General features: G+C 47.1%; 21 protein-coding genes and 1 tRNA gene. 19 read left to right on the forward strand and 3 right to left on the reverse strand.

Going from position 1 to position 21676, the window contains the following annotated elements:
• The first annotated feature begins 5 nt into the window (after window positions 1-5).
• The 18 genes from C3V36_08770 (at window position 6) to C3V36_08855 (ending at window position 17636) form a co-directional block, all read left to right on the forward strand.
• A complete protein-coding gene (locus C3V36_08770) occupies window positions 6-956 on the forward strand; it encodes a protein lplB (GenBank protein ID AVM70492.1) in 951 nt (316 codons plus the stop codon).
• Between the two features lie 19 nt (window positions 957-975).
• The gene (locus C3V36_08775) at window positions 976-1857 is read left to right on the forward strand and encodes an ABC transporter permease (GenBank protein ID AVM69327.1); all 882 of its coding nucleotides are present in this window, start codon (window positions 976-978) and stop codon (window positions 1855-1857) included.
• 3 nt (window positions 1858-1860) lie between these two features.
• Entirely contained in the window at window positions 1861-2547 is a 687-nt protein-coding gene (locus C3V36_08780; protein ID AVM69328.1) for a hypothetical protein, read from the forward strand.
• Between the two features lie 21 nt (window positions 2548-2568).
• Complete coding sequence (locus C3V36_08785) at window positions 2569-3696, forward strand: glycoside hydrolase 105 family protein (protein ID AVM69329.1); 1128 nt, start codon at window positions 2569-2571, stop codon at window positions 3694-3696.
• 38 nt (window positions 3697-3734) lie between these two features.
• Window positions 3735-4550, forward strand: coding sequence for a sugar phosphate isomerase/epimerase (locus tag C3V36_08790; GenBank protein AVM69330.1), 816 nt, complete (start codon window positions 3735-3737; stop codon window positions 4548-4550).
• Window positions 4551-4643: 93 nt separating this feature from the next.
• Window positions 4644-5303 (forward strand): cupin domain-containing protein, encoded by a 660-nt coding sequence (locus C3V36_08795; GenBank protein AVM69331.1) that lies wholly within the window; start codon window positions 4644-4646, stop codon window positions 5301-5303.
• Between the two features lie 529 nt (window positions 5304-5832).
• Entirely contained in the window at window positions 5833-8175 is a 2343-nt protein-coding gene (locus tag C3V36_08800; protein ID AVM69332.1) for a copper-translocating P-type ATPase, read from the forward strand.
• Complete coding sequence (locus C3V36_08805) at window positions 8175-8972, forward strand: Cof-type HAD-IIB family hydrolase (protein AVM70493.1); 798 nt, start codon at window positions 8175-8177, stop codon at window positions 8970-8972. Before C3V36_08800 ends, C3V36_08805 begins: the two co-directional genes overlap by 1 nt.
• 7 nt (window positions 8973-8979) lie before the next feature.
• Window positions 8980-9246: a hypothetical protein gene (locus tag C3V36_08810; protein AVM69333.1), complete on the forward strand. Its 267-nt coding sequence runs from the start codon at window positions 8980-8982 to the stop codon at window positions 9244-9246.
• Entirely contained in the window at window positions 9224-9892 is a 669-nt protein-coding gene (locus tag C3V36_08815) for a hypothetical protein (GenBank protein AVM69334.1), read from the forward strand. Before C3V36_08810 ends, C3V36_08815 begins: the two co-directional genes overlap by 23 nt.
• A 101-nt stretch (window positions 9893-9993) precedes the next feature.
• Window positions 9994-10830 carry a rod shape-determining protein MreC gene (gene mreC, locus C3V36_08820; GenBank protein ID AVM69335.1) on the forward strand — a complete coding sequence of 279 codons (837 nt, stop codon included), beginning with the start codon at window positions 9994-9996 and terminating at the stop codon, window positions 10828-10830.
• Window positions 10827-11348 (forward strand): rod shape-determining protein MreD, encoded by a 522-nt coding sequence (gene mreD, locus C3V36_08825; GenBank protein ID AVM69336.1) that lies wholly within the window; start codon window positions 10827-10829, stop codon window positions 11346-11348. Before mreC ends, mreD begins: the two co-directional genes overlap by 4 nt.
• Window positions 11345-14125, forward strand: a complete 2781-nt coding sequence (locus tag C3V36_08830; GenBank protein ID AVM69337.1) for a hypothetical protein — start codon at window positions 11345-11347, stop codon at window positions 14123-14125. The genes mreD and C3V36_08830 overlap by 4 nt, the downstream gene beginning before the upstream one ends.
• Before the next feature lie 105 nt (window positions 14126-14230).
• Window positions 14231-14902 carry a hypothetical protein gene (locus tag C3V36_08835; GenBank protein ID AVM69338.1) on the forward strand — a complete coding sequence of 224 codons (672 nt, stop codon included), beginning with the start codon at window positions 14231-14233 and terminating at the stop codon, window positions 14900-14902.
• A gap of 17 nt (window positions 14903-14919) precedes the next feature.
• A complete protein-coding gene (minD, locus tag C3V36_08840) occupies window positions 14920-15717 on the forward strand; it encodes a septum site-determining protein MinD (GenBank protein AVM69339.1) in 798 nt (265 codons plus the stop codon).
• Window positions 15718-15727: 10 nt separating this feature from the next.
• The gene (locus C3V36_08845) at window positions 15728-16003 is read left to right on the forward strand and encodes a cell division topological specificity factor MinE (GenBank protein AVM69340.1); all 276 of its coding nucleotides are present in this window, start codon (window positions 15728-15730) and stop codon (window positions 16001-16003) included.
• Window positions 16004-17140 carry a hypothetical protein gene (locus tag C3V36_08850; GenBank protein AVM69341.1) on the forward strand — a complete coding sequence of 379 codons (1137 nt, stop codon included), beginning with the start codon at window positions 16004-16006 and terminating at the stop codon, window positions 17138-17140.
• Window positions 17141-17240: 100 nt separating this feature from the next.
• Window positions 17241-17636 (forward strand): methylglyoxal synthase, encoded by a 396-nt coding sequence (locus C3V36_08855; protein ID AVM69342.1) that lies wholly within the window; start codon window positions 17241-17243, stop codon window positions 17634-17636.
• Window positions 17637-17756: 120 nt separating this feature from the next.
• Here C3V36_08855 and C3V36_08860 read toward each other — a convergent pair whose 3' ends face one another.
• The 3 genes from C3V36_08860 to C3V36_08870 form a co-directional block, all read right to left on the reverse strand.
• Window positions 17757-18176, reverse strand: a complete 420-nt coding sequence (locus C3V36_08860) for a twitching motility protein PilT (GenBank protein ID AVM69343.1) — start codon at window positions 18174-18176, stop codon at window positions 17757-17759.
• A 118-nt stretch (window positions 18177-18294) separates the two neighbouring features.
• The gene (locus C3V36_08865) at window positions 18295-18906 is read right to left on the reverse strand and encodes a cytidylate kinase-like family protein (GenBank protein AVM69344.1); all 612 of its coding nucleotides are present in this window, start codon (window positions 18904-18906) and stop codon (window positions 18295-18297) included.
• A gap of 85 nt (window positions 18907-18991) precedes the next feature.
• Window positions 18992-19064, reverse strand: a tRNA-Ala gene (locus tag C3V36_08870).
• A gap of 597 nt (window positions 19065-19661) precedes the next feature.
• Between C3V36_08870 and C3V36_08875 the strand changes: the two genes are divergently transcribed.
• Window positions 19662-21620 (forward strand): multifunctional 2',3'-cyclic-nucleotide 2'-phosphodiesterase/5'-nucleotidase/3'-nucleotidase, encoded by a 1959-nt coding sequence (locus C3V36_08875; GenBank protein AVM70494.1) that lies wholly within the window; start codon window positions 19662-19664, stop codon window positions 21618-21620.
• The last annotated feature ends 56 nt before the right edge of the window (window positions 21621-21676 follow it).

Genomic DNA, 21676 nt, shown 5'->3' on the forward strand with positions numbered 1-21676 from the left:
CTATGATGAACGGAATAGCAAAACAAAAGACGACCAATGCCGGTTTTTTTTCCAAGCAAAACGTTAAGAATATTAAAAAACATAAGTGGTTATATGTTTTGCTGATGCCGGGATTGATTTACTTTATTATCTTTCGTTATCTGCCGATGTATGGATTGATTATTGCCTTTAAAAATTATGTTCCGTTTTTGGGCATCAACGGCAGTGAGTGGGTGTATTTTGAGAACTTTAAAAACTTTTTCATTAATCCCGATTTTTTCCGGTTGCTGAAGAACACTTTGGCGATTGCCTTTTTGAATATCGGGATAGGGTTTCCGATTGCGATTTTATTAGCCTTGCTGCTTAATGAACTGCGTTGTCAGACCTATAAGAAATTAATCCAAAGCTTCATTTATATTCCGCACTTTATCTCCTGGACGATTACCGCCAGTATTACCTTTATCCTGCTGTCGGTTAATACCGGAGTGGTGACTGAAATCATAGAAGCTTTGACCGGTCAAAGAATTGATCTGTTGACGAGTGTGGGGGCGTTTCGCCCCCTGATCGTCCTGCAGAGTATCTGGAAAGAATCCGGATGGGGCACCATTATTTATTTGGCGGCTTTGGCCGGAGTTGACCAGGAGCAGTATGAGGCGGCGATCATGGACGGTGCGGGGCGGTTTCGGCGAGTCTGGCACATCACCCTGCCGGCTATCCGCAGCACGATTGTAGTCATGCTGATTTTGCGGGTAGGCAGCTTTTTAAGTACTGGCTTTGATCAGATTTATCTGATGACCAATTCCCTGAACCGGACGGTGGCGGACGTTTTTGACACCTATGTTTATACGGTCGGTATCACTCAGGGAGCATACAGTTACAGTACGGCGGTTGGTTTATTCAAGTCCCTGGTCGGAATTATCCTGGTGATGACGACGAACAAGATTGCCCGGTCAATGGGCGAAAACGGATTATATTAAGAAGGAGGACGATATTATTATGGATAGCAAACGATTTAATACGCCTCTGGGCAGAGTATTTGATGTTTTCAATATCATCTTTTTGGGGTTGATTGCTCTGGTTATGATTTTGCCGTTTTTGTATATTTTAGCCGGTTCATTTGCCACGGAAACAGAACTGACGGCGCGTTCTTTCTTTATTTGGCCGAACGAGTTCAGCGTTGAGGCGTACCGCTATACTTTTTCCACGCCGACTTTTTTGCGGTCGCTGTTTGTCACGGTCGGTGTAACGGTGGTTGGAACGATGATTCAGCTCTTTGCCACTTTGACAATGGCCTATCCGCTGTCGCGGACGGATATGCCGGGCAGAAAGTTTTTCCTGAATATGGTCATTTTCTGTATGCTCTTTTCCGGCGGTATGATTCCGACGTTTTTGGTGGTAAAAAATCTGAAACTTTTGGACAGCTACTGGGCACTGATTTTGCCGATCGCTGTCAGTCCTTTTAATCTGTTGATCATCAAAAACTTTTTCCAAGAACTCCCCAAAGAGCTGGAAGAAGCGGCTCGAATTGATGGCTGCTCGGATATCGGGGTGTTTGCTAAAATTATTTTGCCGTTGTCCAAGCCGACTATCGCGACCTTTACACTTTTTTACGCCGTTGGCATCTGGAACGACTTTATGAGCGGTTTACTGTATATCAGCGATAACAAAAAATGGCCGATTCAGCTGCTGCTTAGGCAAATTACTATGTCGTCGAGCGGCGCCAATGCGCTGGGGACGATGGACATGAACTATACGCCGCCGGAGCAGGGTATTAAGTTTGCGGTAATTGTAATTGCGACTGTGCCGATCCTGCTGTTTTATCCCTTCCTGCAAAAGCATTTTGCTAAGGGATTGCTGGTTGGCTCGGTGAAGGGATAGGATATGATTAAGATATTTATTGCGGGCGATTCAACTGCTTCGATTAAAGACGCAGCGGCTTATCCGGAAACAGGTTGGGGCGAGGCCTTCCGTTTTTTTCTGCGCAAAGGGGCGGAGCTGCGTAACTACGCATATAACGCCAAAAGTACCAAAAGTTTTCGGGACGAAGGAAGACTGGCGCGGATTTTAGAAGAAGCCGGGCCGGGAGATTTTGTTCTGATTCAGTTTGGCCATAATGATGGCAAGGAAGATGATCCCGCCCGCTATGCTGCTCCGTTTGGAGCGTATCAGGAAAACCTAAAGGATTATATTCAGAAGATCCGGCAGCGGGGGGCGACGCCGATTTTATTGACGTCCTGTTCCCGGCGGCTGTTTGGCGCTGATGGGAAACTACAGCCGGATACACTTGGGCCCTATCCGCAGGCAATGCGGGAAGCGGCCGAGCGGGAACAGACCGAATGGGTCGATATGTACGCCCGGTCAACGGAATTGCTGGAAGCGTACGGCAGCGAAAAAAGTAAAGATTTGTTTATGCATCTGGCGGCGGGCGAACATGAAAATTATCCGGAGGGAAAAGAGGACGATACGCATTTTTCTCCGTTGGGGGCTTATCAGCTGGCGAAGATATTGGCTACAGAGCTGCTAAAGACCTCAGCCGGAAAATGGATTTGTCCGGAGGTTACCGAATAACAGCAAACGGGAAGGAAAGCCATGGAGATTAAAAGAGCGGAAATTATTGAAAAACTGGATTTGGTCATTGATAAGCTGATGCATCTGGAAGGGCCGGAGAATGAGGAAGAACTCAAGGCAAAGGGCGGCGAGGCAATCGGCTACTTTAAAAGAGACTTTGGCATCAAGGAATGGGACTGGCCGCAGGGAGTCGGCTTATATGGGCTTTTTAAGCTGATCAAGTGCCTGGGCCGGGAAGAATACAAGGATTTTTTATACCGCTGGTTCAAGGATAATTTGCAGGCCGGTCTTGGTTCGCGCAATATCAATACGACCGCGCCGCTTTTGACCTTAGTGGAAATCAATGAATTTTTTAACGATCCGGAGTTTGAAGCGCTTTGCCTGGATTGGGCCGAATGGTTGATGAACTGCCTGCCGCGGACCGAAGAAGGCGGCTTTCAGCATGTGACCAGCGCCAACGGCGACCGCTACGGTGTCCGCTTAAATGAAAATGAAATGTGGATTGACACCATTTTTATGACGGTTTTGTTCTTAAATAAAATGGGACATCGCTATCAGCGGCCGGATTGGGTGGCGGAGGCCGAGCATCAGGTGCTGATGCATATAAAATACCTGTATGACAAGCAAACCGGTCTGTTTTATCATGGCTGGACCTTTAACGACCGCAATAATTTTGGCGGCGTTTTCTGGTGCCGAGGCAACAGCTGGTTTACCGCTGGTATTTTGGAATATATTGAGGCCTTTGACGGCAAGATGAATGCCGGCTTAAAAACATTTATCGTCAATACCTATAAAGCGCAGGTGAAAAAGCTGAAAGAGTTGCAGGCACCGTCCGGTTTGTGGTATACTGTGTTGACGGATGCGACCAGTTATGAGGAAGTATCCGGTTCGGCTGCCATTGCTGCCGGAATCCTGCGGGGCGTTAAGACCGGAATTTTAGGCGACGAATATTTGGACTGTGCTTTTCGGGCGATTAAGGCAATTTTGCAGAACATTGACGCCGACGGAACGGTGCTGAATGTTTCTGCCGGCACCGGCATGGGATATAATGCGGAGCATTATAAAAATATCGTGATTGCGCCGATGGCCTATGGCCAGTCTTTAACCATTCTGGCGCTGGTGCGGGCAATTGAGTATTTATCCAGATAAATGAAAACGTTCAGGCAGGCAAAGGCAAGGAGAACAGGATGAAAATAGGAGTTCGGGCTCATGATTACGGGCGTTTTGAAGTTAAAGAGCTGGCGCAGCTTTTAAAGCAGGAAGGCTATGACGCGGCCCAGCTGGTGCTGCCTAAGGTATTTGCCGGCGTGGACAGTTATGCCGCCATCGACGGCCGGCTGATTGAAACCATCCGGGAAGAGTTTGACCGGCAGAAGATAGAAATTGCTGTATTTGGCTGCTATATGGATTTGGCGAACCCCGATCAGGAAATCCGGCGAAAGGCGGTGGCAACCTTTTGCGATTGCCTGATTTGGGCTAAAGAACTGGGAGCCGGGGTGATCGGCACGGAAACGGCTTATGCCCGGCTATCGGCGAAGGAGCGAAAAGAGTGGCAGCCCTATATGTTAGACAGTATCTGGCGGATATTGGAAAAGGCCAACGCGGTGGATATGACGCTGGCGCTGGAACCGGTGTATTGGCATCCGCTGACCGGTCTGGAGGTGGTTCAGGAAGTCCTGCACAAGGCACAGGATAACAAGCATTTGAAACTGATCTTTGATCCGGCCAATCTTTTGGAGTTTCCGGCAACGACCGATCAGGATGCTTATTGGACAAAATGGCTGAGCGCGGTGGGGGAGCAGATTGAAGTCTTTCATATCAAAGACTTTACTGTGTCGCCGGCCGGTGAATATGTGCCGAGGCTTTTGGGGGAAGGCGTCCTTAAATACAATGCGATTGCCGCCTGGGTCAGAGCCAACCGGCCGGACAGCTGCCTGATTCGGGAGGAAATGGTGCCGGCTGAAGCGCAGAGGGATATTCGTTTTTTAAAAGAAATGTTTTAAGCGGCGCTCCGGGCGAACGGGCTTTTGAGCTGATGCCAGGGTGCCGGATATCTTGCCTCGAATTACGATATCACAAGCAATGAAGGAGTGACAATGGCTGAAAATCAAGTTTTTTCAATTGCGAAAGATCGGCCGCCCAGAAGCGGCATGACAATATCCACGGTTTCCGGGATACGAGCCAAAGCGGATATTGTTTACTTTTCTTTGGGAGCGGGAACCGATATCAGTGCTGAAACTTATCCTACACCGAAGTTCTATATCGGCGCGGCCGGAAGAACAGTATTTGAATTGGGCGGTCGAGAGAACGGAAAGCAGATGGCCGTTCAAGCCGGCGAGTTGCTGATTGTCCCAGCCGGGACTTTATGCGGCATGGAAACAGTAAATGGGTCAGTTTATACGGAAGTTATTCCGGGAGAGGAGTTTTTGATGAATCAGGCGGTAAAAGCTGGTGAAGTTTTTAAATTGGCGGAACTTGTTGCCTATGAGCCGGGCAGCATTGTTAATATGGATGTGGCTTCCAATGAAGCGATGAAGTTTGTGATTATGGCTTTTGACGAGGGAACGGGTCTTTCTCCGCACAGCGCTCCGGGCGATGCGCTGGTCTTTGCCCTTGAAGGAAAAGCCGTAATCGGCTATGAAGGACAGGATCATCCGATTCAGGCCGGCGAGAACTTTCGGTTTGCCAAGGGCGGCCTGCACAGCGTGACAGCTAACGGCAGATTTAAAATGGCGCTGCTGTTGACGCTGAAATAAGAGACTGCAGCGGGCGTTAAGTGCAGGGTCATAAGAGAATAAATAATAAGCAGAAGCAGCAGATACTAAGAGTTTTCTGTGCTTCTGCTTTTTGGTTTATTTTCGGGATATAATCCTGGCATTATGACCGGCGCGAAAGAAGCGGAAAACGCATCAAAACAAACAAATTGACAAACCGCCGGATTTTAAATTGACAAACCAGTCGGCTTTTTCTATAATAAGGATAAGGCTTTTTAAGCAAAGGATGGCTGCCTGCCCGGCAGAAAGCGGAGTTTTCGACATTTTTCTGCTTGTAAGAAGATGCGTCTTTTCGTTCAGCCGGATGCCGCCCGGGCAGAACCGGGAAGCGGTTTGACCGGAGCCGGCCGCTCGTTCTGGCAGGATAGAGAAGTTTTGGGCAGGGCAAGTTAAAAAAAAGGCGGTGGACGCAAGGACAGCAGCTTTTTACTGGCAGTATTTGGTATTTGAGCTTGAGCGGAGATAGAACGGAGATAGAACGGAGATAGAACGGAGATAGAACGGAGTAGGTATGAAAAAAGAAAAGTTTGATATTATGGGGATGAGCTGTTCCGCCTGTTCGGCGGCGGTGGAACGGACAATCCGCAAAATGGAAGGCGTAGCGGCCGTAGAGGTTAATTTGCTGGCTAATAATATGCAGGTCGAATATGATGAAGCCAAGGTCAGCGCCCAGCAGATGGTGGCTGCCATTGAAAAGATTGGCTATGGGGCTTGTCCGGTCGCACCGCCGGAAACTGCCGACCGAAAGAAGGAAAATACCGCTTTGCAGGAGCAAAAAAGTATTCAGGCAGCGGAGCAGAAGGAAATGCGGATTCGACTGTGGGGATCGGTTATCTTTATGCTGCCGCTGATGTACCTAAGCATGGGGCATATGATTGCCGCACCTTTGCCGGCTTTTTTAAGCGGCGTGGAAAACGGCGTTGCCTTTACCCTGACCCAGTTTTTGCTGACTTTACCGATTGTGCTTTTAAATAAAAAATATTATACCGGCGGCTTTAAGGGACTGGTACATCGGGCGCCCAATATGGATAGCCTGGTGGCGCTCGGCTCGTCGGCTGCCCTTGTTTACGGCATTTTTGCTTTGTACCGGATTAGTTACGGGATTGGTCACGGTCAACTGGAAATTGCGCACCAATATTTACATGACCTTTATTTTGAGAGTGCGGCGATGATTTTAACCTTGATCACGCTCGGCAAAAGTTTGGAGAGCATCAGCAAGGGCAAAACCAAGGCAGCGATGGAAGCGCTGATGAATCTGGCACCTAAAACGGCGATTCGTTTAAGCGGCGGGCAGGAGCAGGAGGTGCTGCTGGAGGAAGTCAGGGTTGGCGATATCTTGGCGGTTAAGCCGGGCAGCCGGGTACCGCTGGACGGCTTGGTGCTGGAAGGGGTGTCGGCGGTGGATGAATCGGCTTTGACCGGTGAAAGCATGCCGGCAGAAAAGCGGAGCGGTGATACGGTTACCGGTGCGACGCTCAATACCAGCGGTTATTTTACTATGAAAGTGACTAAAACCGGTGAAGATACGGCGCTGGCTAAAATCATAGCCTTAGTTGAAGAAGCGGGCAGCTCGAAAGCGCCGATTGCCAAATTGGCGGATAAAATCGCCGGTGTTTTCGTGCCGACGGTGATCGGACTGGCGCTTTTAACGATGGCAGGCTGGCTCTTGGCCGGACAAAGCTTTGAATTTGCGCTGGTCAGGGCGATCTCGGTGTTGGTTATTTCCTGTCCCTGCGCACTTGGATTGGCTACGCCGGTAGCGATTATGGTTGGCACAGGAGTAGGTGCCAAACACGGAATCTTATATAAAAACGCGGAAGCGTTGGAAAATCTTTGTCATGTCAAGGTCATGGCGATGGATAAAACCGGTACGATTACCGAGGGGAAACCGGCGGTAACAGATATGGAAGCCTTTGCGGTTTCACCGGAGCGGCTGTTAGCCATTGCGGCCGCTTTGGAAGCAAGATCCGAGCATCCGCTGGCGGCTGCGGTTTTGCGGGAAGCGGAGGCCAAAGGAATCAAAGCACCGGAAGCTTCTGATTTTCAGGCTTTATCAGGTCTGGGCGTCAAAGCCCAAATCGACGGTCAGGATTATTTTGCCGGAAATGAAAGACTGATGCGGGAGCAGGGCTTAGCAGCCGAAGACAGCCTGCACTGGCAGGCCGGATACAGGGCAGCCGAAAAGTATGCAGCCGAAGGCAAGACGCCGCTTTATTTTGCCGGAAAAGATGGGCTTTTGGGCATGATTGGCGTGGCTGATTTACCGAAGGAAAGCAGCAGGGCGGCAATTACCGGCTTACAGGCCGAGGGAATTCAGGTGGTGATGCTGACCGGCGACAATAAGGAAACGGCCGAGGCGGTCAGAAAAAGCGTGGGGGCTGATCAGGTGATTGCCGAGGTCTTGCCGCAGGATAAGGATAATGAAATTCAAAAATTAATGGCGGCCGGCAGCCGGGTGGCGATGATCGGCGATGGAATCAATGACGCCCCGGCTTTGGCCAGAGCTGACGTCGGCATTGCGATTGGGGCGGGGACCGATGTGGCGCTGGAGTCGGCGGACGTTGTGCTGATGCGGAGCGATTTGGCAGACGCTTTGACGGCGTATGAGCTGTCGGGCGCGACTTTGCGCAATATCAAAATGAATTTGTTCTGGGCGTTTTTTTACAATGTGATTGGGATTCCGGTGGCAGCCGGGCTTTTGTACCGCTGGGGGATTTTGCTCAGTCCGATGATTGGTGCGGCAGCGATGAGTTTTTCCAGTGTCTTTGTAGTGACGAATGCCCTGCGGCTGAATCGGTTTCGGCCGAAAAATCTGTACGCGTATAAAAATATAAAGGAGCAGCCGAAAAAATGATGATTCCCAAAGATTATGGCAAAGTTGAGCTGTTATTGTTTGATTTGGACGGAACGCTTTTACGCAGCGATAAAACAATATCCCCGGTTGTGCTGGCAGCGCTTCGGGATTGCCGCCGGCAAGGGCTTCCAATTGGAATTTGTACTGCCCGCGGTGAGCAGAACAGTTTAGTTTTTTTGAGAGAGCTGCAGCCGGATTTTTTGATTGTCAGCGGCGGTGCTTTGATCAAAGCAGGTGGGCGATGCATTTATGAAGCTGCTTTTTCGGCTGAAGAAACCCGGCAGATGATTCAGGCGGCCAGGGAAATTTGCGGCGCCGAGTGTCAAATTACGGTTGATACGGCGGCGGCTCATTATTGGAATTATAAAGTCGATCCCAGAAGTTCCGAAAAAAATTGGAGCGGCAGCGTCTATACCGATTTTAGTGATTTTTGCCAGGATGCGTTAAAGCTGTGCGTTGAGATTTTTGAGACGGAGCAGGCGGAAAAACTTAAAAAAGCCTTGCCGGAGACGGACAGTATTCGTTTTTCTGACAGCTTCTGGTATAAGTTTACCAAAAAAGACGTAACCAAAGAGACGGCGATTCGGAAACTCTGTGCGGCCAGCGGTATTTTGCCCGATAATATCATTGCTTTTGGCGATGATTTGGCCGATATCGGTATGCTGCGCCTGGCCGGAGTGGGCGTGGCGATGGGCAATGCGCTGACCGAGGTTAAACAGGCGGCCGATATCGTCATTGGCAGCAATGACGAGGACGGGATTGCCGAGTATTTGCGGGAGCTGATAGGAGAATCCTAAATTTCCCTTGATTACTGACGGTCAGCTTCAGACGGATATTTTGGAAGTTATCGGTAAGGACGGGCATAGAAAGGCATGGCAAGTTGAGTTTGTAAAAAACGAATTTTTATTGTTTTTTACAAATAGGTATGCTAAAATATTTTTTAAGACACATCTTCTTTCTTTTATTTCCCTTGACCAGAAGGACCTAATTTCAGACTGTTTGTTCTTGGCCGGTTCGGGCCTTAGAACTTTGAAGCGAGGGAAAAGATATGATGAATTTATTGGCATGTGAGATGCCTTATGAAAAGCTGGCTAGGTATGGGGCGGAAAACCTGACGGATGTTGAGTTATTAGCGATTTTGCTGCGAACCGGCACTAGGGAAAAATCGCCGCTTGATTTGGCCAGAGAAATTTTGCAGGCAGGTCAGGGCTTTCGCGGAATCGGGAAACTCACTTTGGCGGAGCTGCAAAAAATAAAGGGAATTGGTGCGGTTAAGTCGATTCAGCTGACAGCGGCACTGGAAATTGCCAGACGTTACAGCCGGGAAAAGGGCAAAGCCTGTTACCGAATCGGCAGCCCGAAGGAAGTGGCCGAGTATTATATGGAAGAAATGTGCGAACTGGGGCAGGAGCATTTTAAAGTAATTCTGCTCAATACCAAAAATGAAATTATTTCTGACCGCAACCTGTTTGTCGGTACCATCAACCGTTCGCTGGTCAGCCCGCGCGAAGTGCTGGAATATGCTTTGAAAAATTCGGCGGTGTCGCTCGTATTTATGCATAATCATCCCAGCGGCGACCCGGAGCCTTCGGCTGAGGATGTGCTGATTACCAAAAAGTGCAATGAAGCTGCGAGGCTGATGGATATTACGCTGTTAGACCATATCATTATCGGCCGGCATCAGTTTGTCAGTTTAAAACAAAGAGGATTATATTAAAGGACTCAACTTTTCGCTGTCAAAAGATATTGTCTTTGTGTGAGGAGAGCGGCAGCGAAAAAGTTTGATAGTAAGGGAAACGTAAGTAAAGGATAGCAAAAATGAAAGAACCGAAAAAGGTCAAGAATATAATCATTGTACTGGGCGTATTGGCGCTGGTCATGAGTTTTTTAACCAGCGGTAATTCCGGGTTTCCGGGCCGGGTAGTGTCTTTTGTGTTGACTCCGGTGCAAAAAATCGGAAGCGATTTGTTTCAGCGTTTAAACCGCTCCTGGGAAAATGTTAAAGATGCGCAGGAGCTGGAGGCGGAAAACGAGCAGCTGAAAAAAGAGATTGATACGCTTCGCTATGAAAAAAAGCTGTTGGAGCAGGAAAAAAATGAGTTGGACCGGTTAAGGGCTTTGTATCAGTTGGATAAGCGCTATGCCGACTATCCCAAGACCGGCGCCCGAGTGATTGGCAAAAATCCGGGCAACTGGTATGAAACTTTTATTATTGACAAGGGTGCGGCGCAGGGGATGAAGGTCGATATGGCAGTGACTGCCGGCAATGGCCTGGTCGGCAAGATTATTCAGGTTCGGGAGCAGGATTCAACGGTGATTTCCCTTCTGGACGAGTTGTCCGGTGTCAGTGCCAAGATTCTCAGAACTTCGGATCTTTGTACGGTTTCGGGCAATAAAAAGCTGGGCGAGGACGGAATGGCGCTGATTGAACAAATGGCTGAGGATACGCATTTGATTATCGGAGATGAGATTGTCACCTCGCATTTGGGCAAGATTTATCCGCCGGGCATTTTGATCGGAACGGTCAGGGATATCAATGTCAATCCCAATAAATTATCAAAAACCGCAGTTTTGGAGCCGGCGGTTGACTTTAAGCACCTGGAAGAAGTGCTGGTCATTATCGGTGAAACGGCGGATGCGGAGAAAACAGAATGAAGCGGGTCGGAATCATAGCATTTTTGATAGTGCTGATTTATTTTTTACAGACTACGGTTTTTACCTGGATTGCGATCAACGGGATTAAGCCGAACTTTATCATTGTGGCGGTGACTTTGATTGCGTTTTTGCGGGGCGAATATTATGGACTGGCATTTGGCGCCTCTCTGGGGCTATTGCTTGACCTTTTTTTCGGCCGGTCGCTGGGTTTGAACTTTTTTCTGTATGCCTGTGTGGGGCTGTTAACCGGTAAGACCTATTATGTATTTTCCAAGGAAAACTTTATGTTTCCGCTATTAATTATTGGCTTGGCGGACATGAGCTATAATTTATGCATTTATATCATCGGTTATTTATTCCGTGGGAATTTGAACTTTATTTATTTTTTGGGACGGATTATTTTACCGGATATGATTTACACGGTTTTGGTCGGTGCGGCTTTTTACCGGCTGTTTGTGTTTATTCATCACAAGTTCCTGAAATGGGAAAAGAAATTGGAAGAAAGTGAACTGGAATGAAAGAAATCTTAAAATATATTTTTTCCCTGGTGACGCATCGGATGGTGGTGCTGCTTTTTGTCATCGTCTTTGCGTTCAGCATTTTGGCAGCCCGGCTTTTTCAAATGCAGATTGTCAACGGTCAAAAGTTTGACCAGGAGTTTGAATTAAAAGTCCTGCGGGAAGTGGCGATTGACGGGCGGCGGGGGAATATCTATGACCGCAACGGCGTACCTTTAACCGAAAACCAAATCTCATACAGTGTTACTTATGATACCGGCGTTTATACGAAAAGCCAGGTTCAGGATCTGTTGACTTTTTCCCGAATTCTGCTGCGCAACGGCGAACATTTGAATATTGATTTTCCGGTATTTTTAAATGAAAATGGCGAATTCCGCTATAAGCCTGAACTAAGCGAAACCAAAATCAGCCGTTTTCAAAAGGATCTGTTTGAAAAAGAAAATATTTCGGCGGCGGAAGTAATGAGCGCTTTGGCGGAGCGCTGGTTTAAAAAATCCTTTAAAGATGAGGCGGCCTATGGTGAGTGGCTGAAAGAGCTTCTGCCGACGGAAAAGTTGTATTTGATTTCCCTGCGCTACGCTATTTGGGCCAATGGCTTTTATAAGTTCATTCCCGAAAAGATTGCCCGCAATATCAAACCGGAAACCTTGGCCGAGCTTCAGGAAAACCGGGAAAAGCTGCCGGGCTTTCAAATTGTCGAGGACTATAACCGGGTGTATTTTTATCCGGAATATTTTTCTCATATTATTGGCTATATCGGCTCAATCAATGAGGAAACTTTTAAAGAATACGAAGAATACGGCTACAGCCGGGAGGACCAGGCGGGCCGGATCGGGATTGAAAAAAGTATGGAGCTGATGCTGCACGGAGCCAAGGGCTATCAAACCGTGGAAGTCGATAGTCTGGGCCGGATTAAAAAGGTTTTGGCTACGGTAGAGGCCAAGGGCGGCAAAAATATTTTTCTGACGATTGATAAGGATTTACAAATCAAGACGCAGGATATTTTAGTCCGGCAAATGGCTAATATTATCAAGACCCGGCTGGTGCTCCGCCGCGGGCAGAACAAAGATCGCACCGCCCCCTTATTAAAGGAGGCCTATGTCAATCTGGTCGATAATAATACCATTAATCTGGCCAGGCTTTTGCAGGCGCAGCCGGACGGAGAAAATCAGGTCTATCAGTCCTCTCTGAAAAAAGCGGCACAAAACTACAAGCAGAAAAGACTGGATAAAATAAAAAAAGTGCTGGAAACTTCCGATGTTTCGGCCAATGAGGATTTAAAGGAGTTTTTTGCTTATTATCTGGAGAGCCTGGTGCATGACGGGATTTTAAGCAAGGATTATAAAAAAACGACCGGTTATGAAGATTTTGAAAAAAAAGCGATCAGCTTTAAGGGGCTGCTGGAGTTTTACTTTAAAGAGGGCTTTATTCCGGCAGAGTACAGCTATGACCAAGTCAGCCGGGAAAAGATAGCGGAAAAATATTCAGAAAACTTCACTTTTGAGAAAAAGCTGTTTTTGGAAATGCTGGATAAAGAGCTTTTGCCTTACCGGGAATTATCACTGACTTTAATCGAGCAGGGAGCGGTTGAGGTGGACGAGGCCACTTATCAGGCGGTCAAAGCCGGACGGCTCACGCCGCTGGAGTTTATGAAAAAAATGATTGGCGAACTGAAATTGACACCGGCACAGGTGGCACTGGATCCGTGTACCGGAGCGGCGGTGGTAACTGACGTCAATACCGGCGAAGTCTTGGCGCTGGCGATGTATCCCAGCTATGACAACAACCGTTTGGTCAATCAATTTGATAATGAATATTACCAGCAGCTCTTAGCAGATAAGGCCAATCCTCTTTATCCGACGGCTACTCAGGGCAGGACTGCGCCCGGCTCGACCTTTAAAGTGCTGTCGGCAATTGCCGGCCTGGAGGAAGGGGTTATCACTAAAAACTCACTGCTGCCGTGTACCGGTGTCTTTACCAAGCTGACACCGCATATCAGCTGCTGGATTGGCTCGTTGGGTGGAAGTCACGGCAGCATTCCGCTGCGGCGGGCAATCGGCGTCAGCTGTAATTCTTATTTTAACGAAGTCGGTTACCGGCTGGCTACCGAAAAAGGAAATTATGATCCGGCGGCCGGCGATGAAGTGCTGCGCAAGTATACGGCGATGTTTGGACTGTCAACTTTGTCCGGCATTGAATTGCCGGAAGCAATGCCGATTGCGCCGGGGAGTCTGAATCCGGTTGAACATATTGCCAATCCGGCTACGGCTGCGATGGGACAGGAACAAAATGCTTATGCGGCGGTGCATTTGGCCCGTTATATGAATACCGTCGGTAATGGCGGCACGCTCTATTATTTGACCCTGATTCACCAGATTAACGAAGCGGACGGCAGTATTTACTATAAACAGGTACCGAAGATAGAAACGGAAACTGGTATCCCGGAAGAAACTTTTCGGGCGGTTTATGAGGGAATGAAGGATGTAAACTTTTCCTCTTACGGAACTGGTTTGGCTGTTTTCAGGGGCTTTCCGATTGAAGTCGGCGGCAAGACCGGTACGGCGCAGCAGACTAATCTCCGGCCGGATCACTCGGTTTATGTTTCGCTGGCGCCGATGTCCGATCCGGAAATAGCGGTCGTGGTCACGCTCCCCTTCGGCAGTACGCCGCTGATCTCCTCAGCCGGCATCACCGGAGCGGTTGCCAAGGATATATATGCGTATTATTACGAACTGGAAAAAGAATACGGCAGCCCGCCCGATTCTTTAACACAGTAAATTTGAGGATTTTTGAAAAATCACTATACAAACGATTTTTTTTTGGTATAATAAAAGACGAGAGTTTTGACGGTAATTAAAATTCAGGAAGCGAGGGAAATCCTTATGAGTAAAGAGGCGGTTTCGATCAAAGGAACGCAGGACGGCCTGATTATACAAATAGAAGAAACAGCCGGGTTGTCGGAAATGATCGCAGCGCTGCAAAAAAAATTAACGCAGGCCAAGGGATATTTTGATGATGCCAAAGTTGCTTTGGAATTTTCCGGCAAGGCTCTATCCGAAACCGAAAAGCATGAGCTTTTGGAAGTGATTCGCAGGTACTCGAAAATGGAGATTCTGTCGGTTGGGGATCATGACAAAAACGAAGCCCCGATTCTGAAAGAAAAAGTAACGGAGCTCAGTCATTTGCTGGCAGCGGCTCAAAAGAAAGGCATTTCCTTTCATAACGGCACGCTTCGTTCCGGTCAAAGCCTATCGGTCGATACGGCAATTGTTATTTTGGGCGATGTCAATAACGGGGCAATCGTGAACGCCGGCAGCAGTGCCATTATTTTGGGCAAACTCCGGGGAGTGGTTAACTGCGGTTTGGCCGATAAGCCCAATGCTTTTGTTTTTGCTTTGGAAATGCGGCCAACCTTGCTGCAAATCAACAATGTATACGGACGTTTTGAGAACGAAGGCGAAGCGGGCGGCGATCCGATGATTGCGTATATTCATGCTGAGCAGATTGCGATTGAACCGCTTTCGCACAGTCTTAGTAAAAATCTGGAATTATAGAGCGTAAGGAGTAGAAAATGAGTGAAGTAATCGTAGTAACATCCGGTAAAGGCGGAGTAGGAAAAACCACGACTTCAGCCAATATCGGTTCGGGGCTGGCACTGAGCGGCAAAAAGGTAGTATTGGTGGATGCAGATATCGGACTGCGCAACCTGGATGTGGTCTTGGGGCTGGAAAACCGAATCGTTTATAATATTGTCGATGCGGTTGAGGGAAACTGCCGGGTGTCGCAGGCCCTGATTCGAGACAAGAAAAATCAAAATCTGTATTTGCTGCCGGCTGCCCAGACCAGGGATAAAGACGCGGTCAATACCGAGCAAATGAAGAAATTAACCGACGAACTGCGGACAGAGTTTGATTATATTATTATTGACTCACCGGCGGGCATTGAGCAGGGGTTTAAAAACTCGATTGCAGCAGCTGACCGGGCGCTGATTGTAACGATGCCGGAGATTTCGGCGATTCGGGATGCCGACCGGATTATCGGCTTATTGGAAGCCAATGACATTAAAAATAACCGGCTGATTGTCAACCGGCTGCGGCCGGATATGGTTAAGCGCGGTGAAATGATGTCGGTCGATGACGTCATTGAGATTTTGGCAATCGAGCTGATCGGTGTGGTACCGGACGATGAGAATGTAGTCATATCAACCAATACCGGTGATCCGATTGTGTTAAAGTTTGAAAACTCTTTAGCCGGTCGGGCGTATTTGAATATCGCTAAAAGAATCATGGGCGAGGATGTTGAGTATTTGAATCTGTTTGAGCAAAAAAACCTGTTTCAGCGGCTCATGAAGGCAATTAAAGGAAATTAGGAGGTGCGGCATGGGATTAATGGACTTTTTTAAGAAGAAAGACACCTCAAAAGATATCGCCAAGGATAGACTGAAGCTGGTTTTGATTCATGACCGGGCGGATTGTAATACTGAGCTGTTGGAAATGATTCGGGCAGATATTTTGCAGGTCATTAAAAAATATATGGATTATGATGAAAGAGAAATGGATATTAAGATTGGAACAACCGATTCGGACACGTCACATTCACCGGTACCGGCTTTGTTTGCTAATATTCCAATCAAGAACATCCATAAGCCCCGCTAAATGTTGAAAAAATATCAATTAAAGCGCTTTGACTGGTTTAGCCTGCTCCTGGTGACAGCAATTGCCGGTATCGGAATTGTGGCCATCAGCAGTGCAACTTACGGTACGGATTATTATGTCAAAAGACAGGTTTTAGGCTTTGCGACCGGCTTGGTGCTGCTTTTGATTACGGCCTTTGTCGATTATCATTTTATAGCCAGGCTTTCGCCCCTGATTTATTTGCTTAATTTGGGGCTTCTCTTAGCGGTTTGGAAGTTTGGCGAAGCCAAATACGGCGGTACCAGATGGCTGGGAATCGGCGGCTTTCAGATTCAGCCGTCCGAGTTTGGCAAGCTTTTTATGATTATCGTTCTGGCCAAGTATTTTGACCTTTTTAAAGAAAAGATCAATCAGCCCCTTGTTATTCTTGGCTCTTTGATACTGATCGGTGTTCCGTTTGTGCTGGTGCTGAAACAGCCGGATTTATCGACCAGTATGGTTTTTATTGTTTTGTTTGCGGTTATGATTTACGGCGCAAAGCTCAGCTATAAATATATTGTCGCGGTGCTGATGGTAGTGCTGCCGGGAGGGATTTTTCTGTTTGGCTATATTCAGCGGCCGGATCAGGTCCTTTTAAGTGCCAATCAGTACCGGCGGGTGATGGCAATGCTGCATCCGGAAAACTTTCCGGATATTTATTATCAAACCATTAACTCGATGCAGGCCATTGGTTCCGGAATGCTTTCCGGCAAAGGCTTGTATCAGGGTAAGCTGCATCAGTATGATTATTTGCCGGTACCGGAATCTGATTTTATTTTCAGCATTATTGGCGAAGAGTTTGGATTTATCGGCTGCAGTATTTTATTGGTGCTGTTTTTTCTTTTGCTGATTCGGATTTTGCTGATTGTCAAGGACAGTCCGGATATGACCGGGCGGCTGATCGGTATGGGTTATGTCGGGATGCTGACGGCACAGATTTTTATCAATATCGGTGTCACGACCGGAATCCTGCCCAATACCGGATTGCCTTTGCCCTATGTCAGCTATGGGATTAGTTCTTTATGGGGTAATATGATTATCATGGGCCTGGTTTTAAATGTCAGCATGCAGCGGACAACGGAGTTGATGAGGCGAAAGGGCGAGTTTGAGGCGTACTGATGGGGTAGTGCGCTTGATGTAAGACGGAGAACGTAGGCTTGTGTTTCTATTTTTACAGGGGTAGTATTTTGTTTCGATGTTGAAGAAAGAGGGGTAGAAAATGAGGATAGGATTAGTCGCTCATAATGCCAAGAAGAAGTTGATGCAAAACTTTTGCATCGCGTACCGCAGCATTTTGCATAAGCATGAATTGTACAGTACCGGCACGACCGGCCGGTTGATTGAGGATGTCACCAACTTATCGGTGCATAAATATTTGGCGGGACATTTGGGAGGCGAACAGCAGCTTAGTTCGCGGATTTCCCATAATGAAATTGATATGGTGATTTTCTTAAGAGACCCGGTTACCAAGCAGCAGCATGAGCCGGATGTTTCGATTATTGTGTCGATGTGCGATATGCACAATATTCCGGTGGCAACCAATTTGGCGACGGCCGAGCTTTTGATTAAGGCTTTGGAACGCGGCGATTTGGAATGGCGGGAAATTATCCGCTGAGGTAAAAATATGGCAGTTCAGACAAAAGACGGTGCATTAGGCTTAAGGCCGGGTAATGCACCGTCTTTACTGTTTCATTCAATTTTTCTGCCAAAGGGGCAGATTGCAAATAAGTTTATTTTATTCCGCACGTTCAAACTCATGGAAAGCAGCCGGTAATTTGTCCGATGAGCAGCCGATTCCCAGAGTCAGGTTAATACCGAACTTTTCTGCCAGAACTTTTAATTTTTCGGTAAACTTTTCGGGATTGTCGATTGCTTTTAAGTTAGCCAGTTTAAGCAGGCCGTCAACATAAATATCACTGATATCGCTATCGCGGGAAAGGATTCCGCAAAGGAAGCCGAAGAATTCATAATGATTGTCAAAGGGGAAGTCAGAAGTGCTGATATAACGAATTTGATGCTTTAATTCATACATGTGTGAGCCGTCGCCGTCAATAAAAACGACATGACCCTTGGTTACCTTCAAGTTTTCGTTGGCCATAGCGATCAAGCTTTGGCTTTTTCCTTCGCCGGTGGCTTTTGTGACTACTCTTATCATAATAATTTACCTCCTGATTTGTCAAAAATTATGCAGCATCGGTCTTCCTGGTGTATGCTTATATATTCGCTGAAAAGGACAAATTTCCTTTTTTATTTAAAAAGTTTATGAACAGCCTTTATTGTACTGAATTGATATAGTAGGCCAAAACGTCAACCGCCTGATCAATGCTTAAATCCGAAGTGTTTAAGCATAAATGATAATTCGCCGGCTGACCCCATTTCCGGTCGGTGTAAAACTCATAATATTTGGCCCGCTGCTTATCGACATAGCGGATTTGCTTTTTCATTTCTTCAGCTGAAATCATGGGCTCGTTATTTTCCTTTAACAGGGAAAGCTTTCGCTCAATCTTGGATTCCATGGAAGCGTAAACAAAGAAATTGAGCGGATTAAACTCGTGCAGAACATAGTCCGAGCAGCGCCCGACAATGATGCAGGGGCCTTTGGCGGCGATATCCTTGAGCACATGACTGATGGAAAAAAAGACCTTATCGGTCGAAATCTGCGGATAAAAAGAAGTGTGTCCGCTGCCGTAAAAGGGGCCGTTTAAAAGCGAGGGCACCTGTTCCTCGTTTTCCAGTAAATAGGCTTCGGAATAGTGGGTTTTTTCTTCGACAATGCGTAAAATATTTTTATCATAAAAAGGCAAATCCAGCCGCTTGGACAGGCGTTTGGCAATTTCGTGACCGCCGCTGCCGAATTGCCGGCTGAGGGTAATAATCCGATCCATAATAACCTCCGTTGGGTCAGCTATTGATATAATATCATAAAAAAACGCTTCGCAAAGGAAGCGTTTTTGAGAAACATTTTTGCGATGGAGATAAGGGGACTTGAACCCCTGGCCTCTTGAATGCCATTCAAGCGCGCTCCCAGCTGCGCCATACCCCCGAAAAATAAAGGCCGGAATGCTGCTGCCATTCCTATGATGAAAAATAAAATGTTTCCTAACTGATTAGAAAATAACATAAATAGATTGATTTGTCAAGAAATTTTTTCTGAAAAGGAGAAAAAAGGGAAAGGAAAAGGAGTAAACGGGAAAAACGGGAACAAACCGAAAGAAACCGCAAAAGAAATCGGGAAAGTTTAAGAGCGAAAGCGGAAAGCGGGCGGGAAAGTTGAAGAGGGAATTGACTTAAAGAAAAATTTATATTATAATTAAACATGACACAGATAATTTCGCGGAATACCCGGCAGGAGGTTTGTTTTTATGAGGAAAACGGACGAAAGCGGAAATGACGAGGAGAGTCGTTTCAGAGAGGGATGAGGGCGAAATTATTTTTTTTGGGGTTATTTTAAGGAGGTGCTTCTATGAGGAAGTATGCAGCAATACTGATGGCACTTGTTTTGTGCCTGTCAGCACCGGGATTTGTGAGGGCGGCGGAAAGAGATGCAGTCAACAGCCTGCAGGAATTGAACTTGCTGGATAGAGAGGGAAATACGGCGGAAAAATTGGACGCCCAGCTTTCCCGGGCGGAAGGCTTGACCATGGTATTAAAAGCCATCGGTTATTCACAGGCCGAAGCAGAAAAAGAAGAATATGTTAAATTAAACACTTTCGAAGATGTGCCGGAATGGTTTAAAGGTTATGCCGGTTTGGGACTTTCCCTGAATATCACGACCGGTAAGAGCGAAAAAGAGTTTGACCCGCAGGCCAAACTGACGCATCATGACTTTATTACCTTCCTGCTCCGGGCTTTAAAGCATGATGTTAAGAAAGCCTGGACGGCGGCGGACAGTTTAGCAAAAGAGTTTGCCCTAATAGCGGCGGATACCGATATTGAAACGCCGGTCAGCAAAAGAGCGGCGGCCGCTATTGTTTTAAATGCCTTAAATGCACCGATGCAGACGGGTGTGGCCAATGAAACCTTAGGTCAGTTTTTGGTTTACCGCGGACGTATTTCCAAGGAAAAAGCCAAAGAGCTCGGCTTAAAAGAATTAACCCAGCCGGAAAACCGGGTAGACATTATTTATTTTAATGACTTTCACGGCAATATTAAAGAAGAAATTACCGGCCGCAAGAGAAATATAGGCATGAGTAAGTTAGTTGGCTTTGTCAATGAATATATCGCGCAGAATCCCAATTCCTTTGTGCTTTCGGGAGGCGATAACTATCAGGGAACGGCAGAATCCAATCTGACCTACGGTAAGCCGGTCAGTGCCATGATGAAGGGCATGCAGGTTGTTGCCTCGGCAGTCGGCAATCATGAGTTTGACTGGGGTTCGGAAAGAATTCCGAAATGGGCGGAAGAAGGTAACTTCAAATATGTAGCTGCTAATATCATTGATCAGAAAACCGGCAAACCGGCTACATGGACGGAGCCGTATCTGATCGTGGAAAAAGCGGGGATTAAAATCGGTCTGATCGGGCTGGCGCATCCGGATACGCCGTCTTTGGTCAACAAGGGCGCAACCGACGGCTATACCTTTGCCGATCCGGTCAAGACGGCACAGGAATGGGTTGATTACTTAAAGGCCGGTAAAGCCAAAGAAGGCAAGCCCGATGTGATTATTGCTTTAACCCATATTGATTCGATTCAAGACAATAAGACCAATGAAATTACCGGTAACGCCGTAACTTTGGCAAATCAGGTTAAGGGGCTGGACGGTATTTTATCGGCACACAGCCATCGGCCGGTTTCCGGTAAGGTCAACGGCGTTGAAATTATGCAGGCATTTTGCTACGGCAGAACGGTTGGTATTATGAGTGTCGAGAAGAAAGACGGCAAGTTTGTCCTCAGTTCCAAGCTGAATCAGGGATCTGACATGAAAGACGTTATTTTGAAAGACAATGCCACCGAAAAGTTTTATGCTGATTTGCAAAAGGAACTGGAGCCGATAACCAAGGAAGTAATCGGTCAGGCAACCGAAGCCTTTACCCACAACCGGGCTGATAAAGGCACCATTACTTTATTGGGCAGATGGGCCTGTGATGTCATGGCGGAAAAGACCGGCGCGCAGATTGCCATTCAAAACGGCGGAAGCTTGCGCCGAACCTTGGAAAAGGGTGATATTACCATGGGCGATATGTATGAGATTATGCCGTTTGATAACTATCTGGTAGTAATGGACTTGCCGGGTGAGGATATTAAGAAGGCAATTGACCACGGTATCATGAATCCGAGTGTAACTGACGGTGCGTTCACCGGTCTGATTGTTGAATATGATTCTTCCAAGGAGTTTGAAAACCGGATTACTAAGATTACATTATCCGACGGTACGCCGTTAGATATGAAAAAGACCTATCGGGTAGTGGTAAATGACTTTATGTTTACCGGCGGCGATAACTATAACTTTAAGAATGCGGTTAACGTCGATGAAACCTATATTCCGGTCAGAGACATTTTTGTTGAAACCATTAAAAAAGCAAAACAAATTACGCCGAAAAAGACGGATTATCTAAAAGATATAAAGAAAACGGCTATGGTTTTGGCTCCGGCGGCATAACGCGGAGTTACGCAAAAAGGCAAATAAAGACGCGGGGAAGATCGTCAGGTCTTCCT

It is taken from the genome of Lachnospiraceae bacterium oral taxon 500 (genome assembly GCA_002999035.1).
In the GTDB taxonomy this organism is placed as follows: Bacteria; Bacillota; Clostridia; order Lachnospirales; family Vallitaleaceae; genus W11650.

Coding starts and splice junctions, on each gene's coding strand:
- C3V36_08815 (AVM69334.1), top strand. CDS start 9,224: ATGATGAATTTATTGGCATGTGAGATGCCTTATGAAAAGCTGGCTAGG.
- C3V36_08790 (AVM69330.1), top strand. CDS start 3,735: ATGAAAATAGGAGTTCGGGCTCATGATTACGGGCGTTTTGAAGTTAAA.
- C3V36_08850 (AVM69341.1), top strand. CDS start 16,004: ATGTTGAAAAAATATCAATTAAAGCGCTTTGACTGGTTTAGCCTGCTC.
- C3V36_08860 (AVM69343.1), bottom strand. CDS start 18,176: ATGATAAGAGTAGTCACAAAAGCCACCGGCGAAGGAAAAAGCCAAAGC.
- C3V36_08785 (AVM69329.1), top strand. CDS start 2,569: ATGGAGATTAAAAGAGCGGAAATTATTGAAAAACTGGATTTGGTCATT.
- C3V36_08835 (AVM69338.1), top strand. CDS start 14,231: ATGAGTAAAGAGGCGGTTTCGATCAAAGGAACGCAGGACGGCCTGATT.
- C3V36_08855 (AVM69342.1), top strand. CDS start 17,241: ATGAGGATAGGATTAGTCGCTCATAATGCCAAGAAGAAGTTGATGCAA.
- mreC (AVM69335.1), top strand. CDS start 9,994: ATGAAAGAACCGAAAAAGGTCAAGAATATAATCATTGTACTGGGCGTA.
- C3V36_08800 (AVM69332.1), top strand. CDS start 5,833: ATGAAAAAAGAAAAGTTTGATATTATGGGGATGAGCTGTTCCGCCTGT.
- C3V36_08770 (AVM70492.1), top strand. CDS start 6: ATGAACGGAATAGCAAAACAAAAGACGACCAATGCCGGTTTTTTTTCC.
- C3V36_08865 (AVM69344.1), bottom strand. CDS start 18,906: ATGGATCGGATTATTACCCTCAGCCGGCAATTCGGCAGCGGCGGTCAC.
- mreD (AVM69336.1), top strand. CDS start 10,827: ATGAAGCGGGTCGGAATCATAGCATTTTTGATAGTGCTGATTTATTTT.
- minD (AVM69339.1), top strand. CDS start 14,920: ATGAGTGAAGTAATCGTAGTAACATCCGGTAAAGGCGGAGTAGGAAAA.
- C3V36_08795 (AVM69331.1), top strand. CDS start 4,644: ATGGCTGAAAATCAAGTTTTTTCAATTGCGAAAGATCGGCCGCCCAGA.
- C3V36_08780 (AVM69328.1), top strand. CDS start 1,861: ATGATTAAGATATTTATTGCGGGCGATTCAACTGCTTCGATTAAAGAC.
- C3V36_08845 (AVM69340.1), top strand. CDS start 15,728: ATGGGATTAATGGACTTTTTTAAGAAGAAAGACACCTCAAAAGATATC.
- C3V36_08805 (AVM70493.1), top strand. CDS start 8,175: ATGATTCCCAAAGATTATGGCAAAGTTGAGCTGTTATTGTTTGATTTG.
- C3V36_08875 (AVM70494.1), top strand. CDS start 19,662: ATGGTATTAAAAGCCATCGGTTATTCACAGGCCGAAGCAGAAAAAGAA.
- C3V36_08775 (AVM69327.1), top strand. CDS start 976: ATGGATAGCAAACGATTTAATACGCCTCTGGGCAGAGTATTTGATGTT.
- C3V36_08830 (AVM69337.1), top strand. CDS start 11,345: ATGAAAGAAATCTTAAAATATATTTTTTCCCTGGTGACGCATCGGATG.